At 62.3% G+C, this 14855-nt stretch carries 12 protein-coding genes; 1 reads left to right on the top strand and 11 read right to left on the bottom strand.

All coding sequences use genetic code 11. The features are described 5' to 3' along the window. Positions 1–80: 80 nt before the first annotated feature. Together F6X39_RS01265 and hemE are read right to left on the bottom strand one after the other, a co-directional pair. Entirely contained in the window at positions 81–2318 is a 2238-nt protein-coding gene (locus tag F6X39_RS01265) for a primosomal protein N' (protein WP_187615206.1), read from the bottom strand. A 474-nt stretch (positions 2319–2792) separates the two neighbouring features. Then, positions 2793–3893 (bottom strand): uroporphyrinogen decarboxylase, encoded by a 1101-nt coding sequence (hemE, locus tag F6X39_RS01260; protein ID WP_187615204.1) that lies wholly within the window; start codon positions 3891–3893, stop codon positions 2793–2795. A 294-nt stretch (positions 3894–4187) separates the two neighbouring features. Between hemE and F6X39_RS01255 the strand changes: the two genes are divergently transcribed. Then, entirely contained in the window at positions 4188–4979 is a 792-nt protein-coding gene (locus F6X39_RS01255; protein ID WP_184051712.1) for a transporter substrate-binding domain-containing protein, read from the top strand. 759 nt (positions 4980–5738) lie between these two features. On the opposite strand, the gene F6X39_RS01250 is transcribed toward F6X39_RS01255, so the two are convergent. The 9 genes from F6X39_RS01250 to atpB all read right to left on the bottom strand — a co-directional run bounded on the left by F6X39_RS01250 (position 5739) and on the right by atpB (position 14758). Further along, on the bottom strand, positions 5739–7469 hold the full coding sequence (locus F6X39_RS01250; RefSeq protein WP_187615203.1) for an AMP-binding protein: 1731 nt from the start codon (positions 7467–7469) through the stop codon (positions 5739–5741). Positions 7470–7703: 234 nt separating this feature from the next. Continuing rightward, positions 7704–8129: a F0F1 ATP synthase subunit epsilon gene (locus F6X39_RS01245; RefSeq protein ID WP_008917918.1), complete on the bottom strand. Its 426-nt coding sequence runs from the start codon at positions 8127–8129 to the stop codon at positions 7704–7706. A gap of 158 nt (positions 8130–8287) precedes the next feature. Continuing rightward, positions 8288–9682: a F0F1 ATP synthase subunit beta gene (atpD, locus tag F6X39_RS01240; RefSeq protein ID WP_184036913.1), complete on the bottom strand. Its 1395-nt coding sequence runs from the start codon at positions 9680–9682 to the stop codon at positions 8288–8290. A 101-nt stretch (positions 9683–9783) separates the two neighbouring features. Beyond that, positions 9784–10668 (bottom strand): F0F1 ATP synthase subunit gamma, encoded by an 885-nt coding sequence (gene atpG, locus F6X39_RS01235; protein ID WP_184036910.1) that lies wholly within the window; start codon positions 10666–10668, stop codon positions 9784–9786. 140 nt (positions 10669–10808) lie between these two features. Further along, positions 10809–12350, bottom strand: a complete 1542-nt coding sequence (gene atpA, locus F6X39_RS01230) for a F0F1 ATP synthase subunit alpha (RefSeq protein WP_184036907.1) — start codon at positions 12348–12350, stop codon at positions 10809–10811. Between the two features lie 56 nt (positions 12351–12406). Next, positions 12407–12946, bottom strand: a complete 540-nt coding sequence (locus F6X39_RS01225) for a F0F1 ATP synthase subunit delta (RefSeq protein ID WP_187615202.1) — start codon at positions 12944–12946, stop codon at positions 12407–12409. Positions 12947–12948: 2 nt separating this feature from the next. Further along, entirely contained in the window at positions 12949–13419 is a 471-nt protein-coding gene (locus F6X39_RS01220; protein WP_090802394.1) for a F0F1 ATP synthase subunit B, read from the bottom strand. 136 nt (positions 13420–13555) lie between these two features. Continuing rightward, entirely contained in the window at positions 13556–13825 is a 270-nt protein-coding gene (gene atpE, locus F6X39_RS01215) for a F0F1 ATP synthase subunit C (protein ID WP_007180033.1), read from the bottom strand. Positions 13826–13906: 81 nt separating this feature from the next. Further along, the gene (gene atpB / locus F6X39_RS01210; RefSeq protein ID WP_026225522.1) at positions 13907–14758 is read right to left on the bottom strand and encodes a F0F1 ATP synthase subunit A; all 852 of its coding nucleotides are present in this window, start codon (positions 14756–14758) and stop codon (positions 13907–13909) included. Positions 14759–14855: the final 97 nt, after the last annotated feature.

The following is a 14855-nucleotide window of genomic DNA, read 5'->3' as shown; positions in this document are numbered from 1 at the left end:
CGGGATCGCAAAGCGAAACGATCATTCGCTCTATGGATATGACTCAAAGAAGTATGGCGGGCGTCATCTGGCCCGTGGCGTCAGATGTCGAGCGGATCGACTTCGAGGGTCCAGCGCAGCACGCCCTTGAGCGCGCGCAACAGTGGCTGCCACGCGCGCAGCGTAGCCTGCAGCGCCGCGCGCGATGCGCTTTCGATCAGCAGCTGCGCGCGATGCACGTGCATCACCTTGACGATCGTGAGCGGCACTGCGTCGTAGACGGTGACGCGCCCGGCGGCAGGAATCCGCGCAAGTTCGGCGGCGGCCTGCTGCAGAAACGCGAGCGCCGCTTCGAGCGTGCGGCCTTCGGCGCGCAACAGCGCCTGGTAGACGAACGGCGGCAGGTGCGCGTCGCGTCGCTCGGCGAGCGTCGCATTGGCGAAGCCGACGTAGTCATGACGGCACAGCGCGTGATATAGCGCGTGACGCGGATAGCGCGTCTGCACCAGCACTTCGCCCGGCAGACCGGCGCGGCCCGCGCGGCCGCTCACCTGCATCAGTTGCGCGAACAGGCGCTCGCTCGCGCGGAAATCATGCGAAAACAGCGCGGTATCGGCGTTCAGCACGCCAACCAGTGACACGCGCTGGAAATCGTGTCCCTTCGCGATCATCTGCGTGCCGACCAGAATATCGACCTCGCCCGCGTGCACGTCCGAGAACAACGCCTGCGCGCTGCCCTTGCGGCGCGTGCTGTCGGCGTCGATACGCAGCACGCGGGCGCCCGGCACCGCGCTCGCAAGCGTTTCCTCGACGCGCTGCGTGCCGCGCCCGAGCGGTGCGATATCGACGTTGCCGCACTCCGGGCACGAACGCGGGATACGAGACTCCCAGCCGCAGTGATGGCAGCGCAGCGCGCGCTCGGGCTTGTGCAGCACGACGTAGGCGCTGCAGCGCGGACAACCGGCCACCCAGCCGCACGCGTCGCAGGCGAGTTGCGGCGCGTAGCCACGGCGGTTGAGGAACACGAGGCTCTGCTCGCCGCGTTCGAGACGCGCCTTTATCGCCGCGATCAACGGGCCCGACAAACCTTCGATCGATGCCCGCCCGCGCCGGCGCTCGTCTTCGAGATCGATGAGACGCACGCTCGGCAGTGCGGCCTCGGCGACGGCGCGGCGCGACAGCGTGAGCCGCTCGTAGCGGCCCTGATCTGCCTGCCACCAGCTCTCGAGCGACGGCGTCGCCGAGCCAAGCACGACCGGCACGCCGAGTTGCTTCGCCCGATAGATCGCGAGATCGCGCGCCGAATAGCGCAAGCCTTCCTGCTGCTTGTAGGCCGGATCGTGCTCCTCGTCGACGACGATGATCGCCAGCCGCGGCAGCGACGCGAGCACCGCGAGCCGCGTGCCGAGCACGATGCGCGCGCGGCCGGTGTGCGCGGCGAACCAGTTGCGGGCGCGCTCGCCTTCGGCGAGGCCGCTATGCAGCGTGACGATCGCGCTGGCGTCGAGCGCGGCGAAGCGGGCGCGGAACGCCGCCTCGAACTGCGGCGTGAGGTTGATTTCCGGTACCAGCACGAGCGCTTGCGCATCGGGCTTGCCGGCCAGAATCGCGGCGAGCGCGCGCAGATACACCTCGGTCTTGCCGCTGCCCGTCACCCCGTGCAGCAGGAACGGCGCGAAGCCGTGGGCGTCGCGGATCGCTTCGACGGCACTCGCCTGTTCGTCGGTGAGGGTTGGCAGGGCAGGCGCGGGCATGTTCGGCAGCGACGCGGCGGCGGGCACCGTGGCGGCGTCGATCACATCGAGCGTGACCCAGCCCGCCGTCTGCCATGTGTCGAGTGTCGCCAGCGCCTTCGGATGCAGCGCGCGGGCGTCGGCAGCGAGGAGGAAGTCGGCTCGAGCGAGCGCTTGCGCGAGCGCTCGGAGCGCGGTCGCGCGGGCCGGCAAGGCGTCAGGCAATACCGTGCGGCCCTCGGCCGTCAACCGATAGCGCTCTTCCGGGGCGAACAGCCGCGACCAGCGCGACGCGTCGCGCAGCGCCTGCGGCAGCCCCGGCAGCGCCACTTCGCCGAGACCGCGCTGATAGTAGTCCGCGGCGAATGCGGCGAGCGCGAGCCAATGTGTCGACACCGGCGGACACGCCGTGCAGACCTGATCCACATCACGCAGGCGCTCGGCCGGCACATCGCTGTGAGCGGTCACTTCGCAAACGAGCCCCACCACATGCCGCTTGCCAAACGGAACGCTGACGAGCGTGCCTACGACAGCCGCCCCGGAGATGTCGCAGCGGTAGTCGAACAGGGTCGGCAGCGGATGGTCGAGCGCGACGCGGACGAACATTTCGTTCACTCGGCGTGGCGCTGAGGATGAGCCGGCACGAGGCCAACTCGCGGCGCGAGGTGGGTCGCATGGGACGCGAAGCCGTAGAAGTTAAAGTAAAACCTTAATTTCACCGCTAAGTTTTGGATTCGACTGAACAATTGCGCTCGGCTCGCGGCCCTGTGGATAACTTTGTTGAGAACTTCGCTTCGACGGGCCGCAAACGGCGCGGCGACGGCCTTGTGTGGGATTCCGCACATTTCATCACGCGCCCCGCAAACCCTTGCCGGACAAGGCTCAGATCAAATGCGCCGAGCATGTGCAAGGGTCGGGGCACGATTAAAGTCTCTACCGCGCCGCAGCGTGCGAAGTGTGCATAAGTCAGCTCTTGACTTTCGTAAGACCACCATCTGGCGGCCTATTCGCGGAGCTGCGGTCCTTAGGGCGAGAGCCCAATTCGCTGCGATGCAACAAGAAACGGTAATGATTACACACTCACGCGGGCGTAGGTGCGCCACTACGAATAGCGCGGCTGTGACGATGCACTTCGTCGACCAGTTCAGCAACATGCTCTGGCGGCGTGAACTGTGAAATGCCGTGACCCAGATTGAAAACGTGGCCAGGATGGTTGCCGAAACTGTCGAGCACCGCGCGCGCTTCCATGCGGATCGCGGCAGGCGGCGCAAACAGCACCGACGGATCGATGTTGCCCTGAAGCGCCACTTTGCCACCGACACGTTCGCGCGCCTTGCCGAGGTTCACGGTCCAGTCGAGGCCCACCGCGTCGACGCCGCTCGCGGCGATGTCGTCGAGCCACAAGCCGCCCCCCTTCGTGAACGCGATGACGGGCACTTTTTCGCCGTCGTGTTCGCGCTTCAACTGACTGACCACCTGCTCGATGTAGCGCAGCGAAAAGCGCTGATAGATGCCATCGGCGAGCGCTCCGCCCCATGTGTCGAAAATCATCACCGCTTGCGCGCCGGCTTCGATCTGCGCGTTCAGATATGCCGCGACCGAGCGCGCGTTGACCTCGAGAATCCGCTGCAGCAGATCGGGACGCGCGTACAGCATCGATTTGACGGTGCGAAAGTCCGCCGAGCCGCCGCCTTCCACCATGTAGCACGCGAGCGTCCACGGGCTGCCTGAGAAGCCGATCAGAGGCACGCGCTGGCGGCCCTGCGCGTCCTTCAGCGCCGAGCGGATTTCACGCACGGCGTCGGTCACGTAGCGCAGTGTCGCGTCGATGTCGGGCACCGTCAGGCGCGCGACGTCGTCTTCGGTGCGCACCGGACGGGCAAATCTCGGCCCTTCGCCGTTGACGAACTCGAGACCGAGGCCCATCGCGTCGGGCACGGTCAGGATGTCGGAGAACAGGATTGCGGCGTCGAGCGGATAGCGATCGAGGGGCTGCAAGGTGACTTCCGTCGCGAAAGCCGGGTTCTTCGCGAGACCGAGGAAACTGCCTGCGCGGCCGCGCGTGGCGTTGTATTCCGGCAGATAGCGGCCAGCCTGCCGCATCAGCCAGATCGGCGTGTAGTCGGTGGGCTGGCGCTGCAGCGCGCGCAGAAAAGTGTCGTTCAGGAGTTGATGGGCCACGTTGCGTGCGACTGAAGAGCTGAGGGCAAAGGAGCATTTTACCGGAGGCGGCTCCGGACATCGCGCGTCGCGGGGTAATGAATGTGGCGACGGCGCGTCGTGGGAAGCGGGCGGAAAGCAGCTCGGACGCACCTCGATCAACTACCGCCCGCCACTGCCCGCACGGGTCAGGGTCGATGTCTTCCGCTGCCCGGGTCGCCCTGGCTGAACGGCCGATGTTCAAGCCCGCGCTGCCAAGCTACTATCCAACAGCTTTACCGATGAATTGCACACTACACACCACCAGGAGACTCGATGAAGAAGGCAGCACTCGCAATGCTCGGCGCGCTCGCCGGCGTCCTGATGCACGTCGGCGTAGCCAGCGCGCAAAACGCCGCGCCCGCGCCGTCCAGGCTCGACGACATCATCAGCCGCGGCACGCTGCGCGCTTGCACTACCGGCGACTACAAGCCGTATTCGTTCTACAGGGGCGATGGCCAGTTCGAGGGCATCGATATCGACATGGCTGAATCGCTCGCGAAGTCGCTCGGCGTGAAGGTCGAGTTCGTCAAGACGTCGTGGTCGAACCTGATGAACGACTTCGTCGCAAAGTGCGACATCGGCATTGGCGGTGTGTCGCCGACGCTCGAGCGCCAGAAGCATGCGTTCTTCACTCAGGCTTACATGATCGACGGCAAAACGCCGATCGTCCGTTGCGACGACGTCAACAAATATCAGACGGTCGCGCAGATCGATCAACCGTCCACACGAGTGATCGTCAATCCGGGGGGCACCAACGAGAAGTTCGCGAAGCAATACTTCACGCACGCAAACGTGACCGTTTATCCGGACAACGTGACGATCTTCAAGCAGATCCTCGCGGGCAAGGCGGACGTGATGGTGACGGATGCGTCGGAAACGCTGCTGCAGCAGAAACTCAATCCCGGCCTCTGCTCGGTGCATCCGGACAAGCCGTTCCAGTACGGCGAGAAGGCCTGGTTGCTACCGCGCGGGGATGTCGCGTTCCAGCAATACGTCGATCAGTGGCTGCATCTCGCTCGAGCGACCGGCGAGTATCAGGCTATCTCGGACAAGTGGTTGAAGTGAGCCGACCGTGTCCGTTGGAGGCCGTCAGTTGCTGACTGATTGCGAGGGCGGCCTGCGCGCGCCTGGAGATTTGGGTGCCGGCGATGATGTAACGAAGGGCCCTTTCCAATACGCTGCACAAGCGGATTCGCTTTGCTGCATTGCATCACAGGTTTTTCATCGAATTGCGATGTATTTCGGGGCAGGGTCACAGCGCTGGTTCCGCAGGAAATTCTTCGATCGAAAGCTGCAGACGCAACCATTTCACGCTGATGAGTGACCCAATTTCTGCTGCACCAGGCGCCATGAATGGCATCAATCATGCGTATTAAATTGCGGCATAGTCATCGGTAATAACTACGTTTTAAAGGTTTCATTTTGGCAATAAATCCCGCAGCGCCTTATCTGGCGGGCGTTACAACCTGAAACACTTTGTTACCGCGTTCCTAGAGTAATTCGCCCACAATGCCCTCAACGGTTTCAACACGGATGTGGCTGTGTGCGTGGTGTGAGCGGATACGATGCACTTGCCGGTCGGCGCTTGCCGAAGCCCTGTAAAGGGGCATCCCTGCTGGGGCCGTCATCGACGCAGGGGCGTCGTGATAACCGTCCCATCTTTGGTCTCCTCGCGCTAACCCCGTAGCGTGTGGTTTTTAGCGGGCTCCAGGCCCGCTTTTTTTTCGCCTGCTCAAACGTTTGCGCGCGACGAATCCTCGCCGCGCAACTCCCGTTCTACCGTACCTATTGGCATATTTGGCTGCGCAGCGTGCTGCGGCGGCGTCATGCCGTCTTGTCCTCTCTGAGTTTCAACTCGCCGATCATCCGTTCGCGCATCACGAATTTTTGCACCTTGCCGGTCACGGTCATGGGCAGTTCATCGACGAAGCGGATATATCGCGGCACCTTGTAGTGCGCAATCTGTCCCTGGCAGAACTGCTGGATTTCTTCTGCCGTCGCCTGTTCGCCGGTCCGCAGCACGATCCACGCGCATACTTCTTCGCCATACCTGGTATCGGGCACGCCGAACACCTGCACGCTCTGGATCTTCGGGTGACGGAACAGAAACTCCTCGATCTCGCGCGGATAGATGTTTTCGCCGCCGCGAATCAGCATGTCCTTCAGCCGGCCTACGATGTTGCAATAGCCTTCGGCGTCGAGCGTCGCCAGGTCGCCCGTGTGCATCCAGCCGTCGACGATACTCTCGTGCGTCTTCGCGTCGTCCCCCCAGTAACCGAGCATCACCGAGTAGCCGCGCGTGCATAGCTCGCCCGTTTCGCCGACCGGCACGATATTGCCGAGCGGATCGACGATTTTCACTTCGAGATGCGGCTGGATGCGCCCGACTGTCGTCGTACGCTTGTCGAGCGGATCGGTCGTCGAGCTCTGGAACGAGACTGGGCTGGTTTCCGTCATGCCGTAGGCGATCGTGATCTCGCTCAGGTGCATCTTCGAGACGACCTTCTTCATCGTCTCGATCGGGCACGGCGAGCCCGCCATGATGCCGGTGCGCAGCCGCGAGAAGTCGTACGAGGCGAAGGTCGGATGGTCGAGTTCTGCGATGAACATCGTCGGGACGCCGTGCAGCGCGGTGCATTTTTCCTCCGCGGTCGCGGTGAGTGTCGCGGCCGGATCGAAGCCCTCGCCCGGAAACACCATGTTCGCCCCGACCGACACGCACGCGAGCACCGCCAGCACCATCCCGAAGCAGTGGTACAGCGGCACTGGAATGCACAGGCCGTCCTGCTCGCTGAGCCGCATCGCCATCGCGATATAGCGCGCGTTGTTCACGACGTTGCGATGCGTCAGCGTCGCGCCCTTCGGATTGCCCGTCGTGCCGCTCGTGAACTGGATGTTGATCGGCTCCCGGCACGACAGCGTCGCGCCGATCGCATCGAGCCGAGTGGCGTCGAACGACGCACGGCCACGCTCGATCACGTCGGAAAAGCTCAGCATGCCTGGCGTCTCCGTGTCGCACATGCGGATCACGTAGCGCAGTTCCGGCAGCCGCGCGGCATGCAGTTCACCCGGCGGCTGCGTCGCCAATTCGGGTGCGAGTTCCTGCAGCATCTCGAGGTACATCGACGTCTTGAAGCGCTCGGCGGTGATGATCGTCTTGCAACCGGCCTTGTTCAGCGCGTATTCGAGCTCCGCGAGCCGGTAGGCAGGATTGATGTTGACGAGGATCGCGCCGATACGCGCGGTCGCGAACTGCGTCAGCAGCCACTCGACGCGGTTCGGCGACCAGATGCCGACGCGATCGCCCTGCGCGATGCCGAGTGCAAGCAGCCCGGACGCAAGCACATCCACTTCCTGCGCGAATTCGCTCCACGTCCAGCGGATGCGCTGCTCCCGAAACACCACGGCCGGCCGGTCGGGAAAGCGCGCCGCGGTGTCGCGCAGAAGCTCGCCGACGGTCGCTTCGCTCAACGGATTTTCAGTCGACCCGCGCACATACGACAGTCCATCCGCGGGTTCGATGAGCGCACCTTCTCCCGAGCTATGCGTTGCCATGGTGTTGTCTCCGTGAGCGCAAGCGCGCTCGATTGAAATGAATTTGAAATCGATTGTGCACCGGCGCGTATCCGGCCGGCATCAAGTCTTACCCGCACCGCGTCGCATCGACCGCGGCGAGCGGTGACCGTCCGTTTCTCCAACCTCGTGGATTTCGCCGACCTTTACGTAAACGTCAACTAGCTATCAAAAAAAAGCAGCCGCGCAGGCTGCTTTCTTCCACTACGTGCTGCCTTAGTGCTGGCCGCGCAGCTTGCGCAAACGCTGGATTGCCGCGAGCTGCGCCGTCGCGTACGCGAGTTCCGCCTGTGCGGTCGCGTACTCGAGGTTCGAGCCCGTGTTCTGCAGCGCCTCTTCCGCACGCTTGCGTGCGTCTTCGGCCTTGGCTTCGTCGAGATCCTTGCCGCGGATCGCGGTGTCGGCGAGAACCGTCACTGCACCCGGTTGGACTTCGAGGATGCCGCCGGCGACGAACACAAACTCTTCTTCGCCGTTTTCAACTTCGATGCGCACCGCACCCGGACGGATCCGCGTGATGAGCGGCGTGTGGCCCGGCAGAATGCCGAGTTCACCCGCTTCGCCTGGCAGCGCGACGAACTTCGCCTGGCCCGAGAAGATTTCCTCTTCCGCGCTGACGACGTCTACTTTAATGGTTGCCATATGTGTCGACTCCTGTCGACGAGAGTTAGCGCTTGAGTGCTGACTCCCGTCCCATGCAAGGCGGGTTGAGCGTAATCAGAGACGCTGGCTTTGCGCAACACTACCGTTTTGGCAGCCGTGATGCGCGAGGTCGGCGCCCGCTTCGTTACACCCGACCTTTACTGGATCTTCTTGGCTTTTTCGAAGGCTTCGTCGATCGTGCCGACCATGTAGAACGCTTGCTCCGGCAGGTGGTCGCACTCGCCTTCGACGATCATCTTGAAGCCACGGATCGTTTCCTTCAGCGGCACGTACTTGCCCGGCGAACCCGTGAACACTTCAGCGACGTGGAACGGCTGCGACAGGAAACGCTGAATCTTGCGAGCGCGCGCGACGGAAAGCTTGTCTTCCGGCGCGAGTTCGTCCATGCCCAGAATCGCGATAATGTCGCGCAGTTCCTTGTAGCGCTGCAGCGTTTGCTGCACGCCGCGCGTGATCGAGTAGTGCTCTTCGCCGATCACGTGCGGGTCGATCTGACGCGAGGTCGAATCGAGCGGGTCCACCGCGGGGTAGATACCGAGCGAAGCGATGTCACGCGACAGCACGACGGTTGCGTCGAGGTGGCCGAAGGTCGTAGCCGGCGACGGGTCGGTCAAGTCGTCTGCAGGGACGTACACTGCCTGCACCGACGTGATCGAGCCAGTCTTGGTCGACGTAATACGCTCCTGCAACTTACCCATTTCTTCAGCCAGCGTCGGCTGATAGCCCACTGCCGACGGCATACGGCCGAGCAGTGCCGACACTTCGGTACCGGCCAGCGTGAAACGGTAGATGTTGTCGACGAAGAACAGCACGTCGAGGCCTTCGTCACGGAAGTGCTCGGCCATCGTCAGGCCGGTCAGCGCGACGCGCAGACGGTTGCCCGGCGGCTCGTTCATCTGGCCGTACACCAGCGCGACCTTGTCGAGAACGTTCGAGTCCTTCATTTCATGATAGAAGTCGTTCCCTTCGCGGGTACGCTCGCCCACACCGGCGAACACGGAGTAACCGCCGTGTTCCTTCGCGATGTTGTTGATCAGTTCCATCATGTTCACGGTCTTGCCCACGCCGGCGCCACCGAACAGACCCACCTTACCGCCCTTCGCGAACGGGCAGATCAGGTCGATAACCTTGATGCCGGTTTCGAGCAGCTCGGTCGACGGCGACAGTTGGTCGAACGCCGGAGCCTTCTGGTGGATCGCACGCGTGGTTTCACTCGAGATCGGGCCGGCTTCGTCGATCGGACGGCCAAGCACGTCCATGATACGGCCGAGGGTCGGCTTGCCGACCGGCACGCTGATCGGGTTGCCCGTGTTCTTGACGATCGTGCCGCGGCGCAGACCATCCGAAGCACCCAGACAGATGGTACGGACCACGCCGTCGCCCAGCTGCTGCTGGACTTCGAGCGTCAGTTCCGAACCTTCCAGAATGAGCGCGTCGTAGATCTTCGGCATGGTTTCACGCGGAAATTCCACGTCGATCACCGCGCCGATGCACTGTACGATCTTGCCTTCTACCAAAGCAGTAGTACTCATCGCTTTTCCTTTAGATACTCAATTCTTCACTCGCGCAAAGGCGCAGTTTCTCCGATGGGTACGCCGCTCGGGCGCACACGCAACGACCTGCCTGACCGGGGTCAGACGGCCGCCGCTCCACCGACGATTTCCGACAGTTCTTTCGTGATCGCGGCCTGACGGCTCTTGTTGTAGACGAGCTGCAGATCGTTGATGACCGTCTTCGCATTGTCCGAAGCGGCTTTCATCGCGACCATGCGGGCCGACTGCTCCGATGCCATGTTTTCCGCGACGGCCTGATAGACCAGCGCTTCGACATAACGCACCAGCAGTTCGTCCACCACTGCCTGCGCATCCGGCTCGTAGATGTAGTCCCACTGCGTGCTCGGCGTCGTACCGTCTTCTTCCGTGCGCTCGAACTGGTCCGCCGACAATGGCAGCAGTTGCTCGATCACCGGCTCCTGCTTCATCGTGTTGACGAAGCGCGTGTACGCGAGGTACACCGCCGAAATCTTCCCTTCCGAGTACAGGTCGAGCTGCACCTTCACAGCGCCGATCAGTTTTTCCAGATGCGGCGTATCGCCCAGTTGCACGACGTTCGACACGACTTTCGCCTGCAGTCGGTTCAGGAAGCCCAAGCCCCTGCTGCCGATCGCGGTTGCCTCGATCGTCTTGCCCTGGCCTTCCAGTTCCTTGAACTTCTGCAGCGACGCACGCAGCACGTTGGTGTTCATCCCGCCGCACAGACCTTTATCAGTCGTGACGAGGATGATGCCGGCCGCCTTCGCGCCTTCGTTCGACACCATGAACGGGTGACGATACTCCGGGTTCGCGCGGCTCATGTGCGCGGCGATATCGCGGACCTTGTCGGCATACGGGCGAGCAGCGCGCATGCGCTCCTGAGCGCGGCGCATCTTCGATGCGGCCACCATCTCCATCGCTTTCGTGATCTTGCGCGTGTTTTGCACGCTCTTGATCTTGCCGCGAATTTCCTTCATTCCAGCCATTGCTTGCTCCTTTGTCGGCCCGAGTTAGCGCTTTAGCGCTTACTCGGGTCCCATGCAATGCGGCCGAAGTAGCGCGGGAGCATTCGCATGCGGCCCGCGCCGCTTCAAGGTCCGTTTATGCCTTGCGGATCACTCGCGGATCAATAAGCGCCGGACTTCTTGAAGTCTTTGACGGCCGTGTGCAGCAGGCCTTCGTCGTCCTTCGAGAGTTCCTTGGTATCTTCGATACGCTTGACCAGGTCAGCATGGCTCGACTTCAGGTGGTCGCGCAAGCCTTTTTCGAACGGCAGGACTTGAGCAACTTCGAGGTCGTCGAGATAGCCGTTGTTCGCCGCGAACAGCGACACAGCCAGTTCCCACACTTGCAGCGGCTGATACTGCGGCTGCTTCAGCAGTTCCGTCACGCGGCGGCCGCGCTCGAGCTGCTTGCGGGTCGCTTCGTCGAGGTCCGATGCGAACTGCGCGAACGCAGCGAGTTCGCGGTACTGCGCCAGGTCGGTACGAATACCGCCCGACAGCTTCTTCACGACCTTCGTTTGAGCCGCGCCACCCACACGCGACACCGACACGCCAGCGTTAATTGCCGGGCGGATACCTGCGTTGAAGAGGTCGGTTTCAAGGAAGATCTGGCCATCGGTAATCGAGATCACGTTCGTCGGAACGAATGCGGTCACGTCGCCTGCCTGCGTCTCGATGACCGGCAGTGCCGTCAGCGAACCGCTCCTGCCCTTCACTTCACCATTGGTGAACTTCTCGACGTACTCTTCCGAGACGCGAGCAGCACGCTCGAGCAGACGCGAGTGCAGATAGAACACGTCACCCGGGTAAGCTTCACGGCCCGGCGGGCGGCGCAGCAGCAGCGAGATCTGACGGTATGCCCAAGCCTGCTTGGTCAAGTCGTCATAAACGATCAGCGCGTCCTGGCCGCGATCGCGGAAGTATTCGCCCATCGTGCAGCCGGCGTACGGCGCGAGGTATTGCATCGCGGCCGATTCCGAAGCCGAAGCGGACACGACGATCGTGTATTCCAGCGCGCCGGTTTCTTCCAGCTTGCGCACCACATTCATGATCGACGAAGCCTTCTGGCCGATCGCGACGTAGATACAGAAGAGGTTCTTGCCCTTCTGGTTGATGATCGCGTCGACTGCGACCGCGGTCTTGCCGCACTGGCGGTCGCCGATGATCAGCTCACGCTGGCCACGGCCGATCGGCACCATCGCGTCGATCGACTTCAGACCGGTCTGGACCGGTTCCGAAACCGACTTACGCCAGATCACGCCCGGAGCAATCTTTTCGATTGCATCGGTCTTCTTCGCGTTGATCGGGCCTTTGCCGTCGATCGGGTTGCCGAGTGTGTCGACCACGCGGCCGAGCAGTTCCGGACCCACCGGCACTTCCAGAATGCGGCCCGTCGTCTTGACGATGTCGCCTTCCGAAATGTGTTCGTATTCACCCAGAATCACGGCGCCGACCGAGTCGCGCTCGAGGTTCAGTGCGAGACCGAAGGTGTTGCCCGGGAATTCGAGCATTTCGCCCTGCATCACTTCCGACAGGCCGTGGATACGCACGATACCGTCGGTCACGGAGATCACGGTGCCCTGGTTGCGAACGTCTGCGCTCGCTTCAAGGCCCTGGATCCGGCTCTTGATCAGCTCGCTGATCTCAGAGGGATTGAGTTGCATTATTCGCTCCTGATAGTCAATTCTGTTGCGTGCCAGCCGCTAAAACGCGAAGCGCTTCAGGCCGTCAGGACCGTTTGCATGCTGGCGAGCCGCGCGCGGACCGAGGTATCGAGCACTTCGTCGCCGACCGTCACGCGTACGCCGCCGATCAGCGAGTGATCGACTTCGACCGTCGGTTTCAGCTTACGCTTGAACTTGCGTTCGAGGCTTGCGACGAGTTCGTTCAACTGCGCACCTTCGAGCGGGAATGCGCTGACGATCAGCACATCTGCTGCCCCTTCGCGGGCGTTCTTCAACTCTTCGAACTGCGAGGCGATTTCCGGCAGCAGCTGCAGGCGATGGTTGTCCACCAGCATCTGCACCAGATTCTTCGCTTGCGCGTTGTCCTTGAGCGGCGACTTGACCGCGGCCAGCAGCAGATCGCTTACCTGGGCACGGCTCACTTTCGGGCTCGAGGCGATCGACAGCACTTCGGGCAGACGCGCAACCTGTGCCAGCTCCTGCACGAGCGTGGACCAGGCGGCGATGTCACCAGCTTCGGCCACGCCAAACAGCGCTTCCGCGTACGGACGGGCGATGGTTGCAAGTTCGGCCATGATCAGAGCTCGGCTTTCAGTTGATTCAGCAGGTCAGCATGAGCCGCCTGGTCGACTTCGCGCTGCAGGATCTGTTCAGCGCCCTTCACAGCGAGTGCAGCAACTTCGCCACGCAGCGCTTCGCGCGCCTTCACGACTTGCTGATCCGCGTCGGCCTTCGCCTGCGCGATGATGCGGGCGGCTTCCGCCTGCGCCTGAGCCTTGATTTCGTCGGCGACTGCGACAGCGCGCTTTTCAGCGTCGGCAATGCGTTGCTGGCCGTCGTTGCGAGCCTGAGCCAGTTCCTGGTCGACGCGCTTGTGAGCGGCTTCGAGTTCCTGCTTGCCCTTTTCCGCGGCGGACAGACCGTCGGCGATCTTCCTCGCGCGCTCGTCGATGGCGTTGATCAGCGGCGGCCACACGAATTTCATCGTGAACCACGCGAGGATCAGGAACACGACCATTTGCGCAAACAGGGTTGCGTTGAGATTCACGGTGTTTCCTTAAACGTTGCTAGTTCGGAAAGTGAAACGGCAAGGCGCTCATCGATTCTGCTCGATCAGCGCCCCAGTACCCGTTCCGCCCTGCGCCTTTACCAGTTATAGCTCAGGCGCAAACCTCCGAGGAACCTCAGCCTGCCAGCTTCGAGAGCAGCGGGTTCGCGAACGCAAACAGCATTGCCACACCAACGCCAATCAGGAACGCCGCATCGATCAGACCAGCCAGCAGGAACATCTTGGTTTGCAGCGGGTTCATCAGTTCCGGTTGACGGGCGCACGCTTCAATGTACTTGCCGCCCATCAGACCGATACCGATACAGGCGCCGATAGCACCCAGGCCGATGATGATGCCGATACCGATGGCGGTCAGACCCTGGATGTTGGCGATGAAAGCTTGCATGATCACTCCTTTGTGAAAAGTCTTTTAGAACTGGTTGGAACTGGGATTTGAAAAACTACAATTCTTTGCCGACAACGCAGGTTAGTGCGTGTCGTGTGCCTGGCCGATGTACACCAGCGTCAGCATCATGAAAATGAACGCCTGCAGCAGAACGATCAGGATGTGGAAGATTGACCACACTGTGCCGGCGACCACGTGGCCGATGAAGCCAAGCACCGTCGTGTCCGCGCCGAAGCTCCAGAGGCTGCCGAGCAGGGCAATCAGCAGGAACAACAGTTCGCCCGCGTACATGTTGCCGAACAACCGCATGCCGAGCGAGACCGTCTTCGCGACGAACTCGATGATGTTCAGTGCGAGGTTCGGGATCCACAGCAGCGGATGCGCGCCGAACGGAGCGGACAGCAGTTCATGCACGAAGCCGCCAGCGCCCTTGATCTTGAAGTTGTAGTAAATCATCAGCACGAACACGCCGAGCGCGATACCGATCGTGCCGTTCAGGTCGGCGGTCGGCACGATGCGGTGGTGCGGGATGGCTTCGGACAGACCCAGCCAGCCGATCACACGGCCCGGCAGGTCGACGGGAATGAAGTCGAGTGAGTTCATTAGCGCGACCCAGACGAACACGGTCAGCGCGAGCGGCGCGATGAAGGTGCGCGAGCCGTGGATCATGGCCTTCGATTGATCCTCGACCATTTCGACCAGCATTTCGATCGCGCATTGGAAGCGACCCGGCACGCCGGCCGTTGCCTTGCGGGCTGCCAGATGCAGCACGAAGATCGTGACGAGGCCGCACACGATCGACCAGAAAAGGGTGTCGAGATTCCACACATGGATGTCGAAAATCGACGTCTGGTGTGCGGTGGAAAAGTTCTGCAAGTGGTGCGCGATGTACTCGGACGGATCCATTGCGCGCGTGCCTTCGCTAGCTGCCATATCGTTAAAGCCACCCAAATTGTCGAAAATCGTTCGAGGCCGCTCCCGCCGGAACACTGTGTTGCGGGAACGCGCCGGGTGCGGGCCCTGTCTCACC

It is taken from the genome of Paraburkholderia sp. UCT2 (assembly GCF_014397665.1).
GTDB classification, from domain to species: domain Bacteria; phylum Pseudomonadota; class Gammaproteobacteria; order Burkholderiales; family Burkholderiaceae; genus Paraburkholderia; species Paraburkholderia tuberum.
Note: the sequence above shows the minus strand (reverse complement) of the source record. Positions and strands in the feature narration are given on the sequence as shown.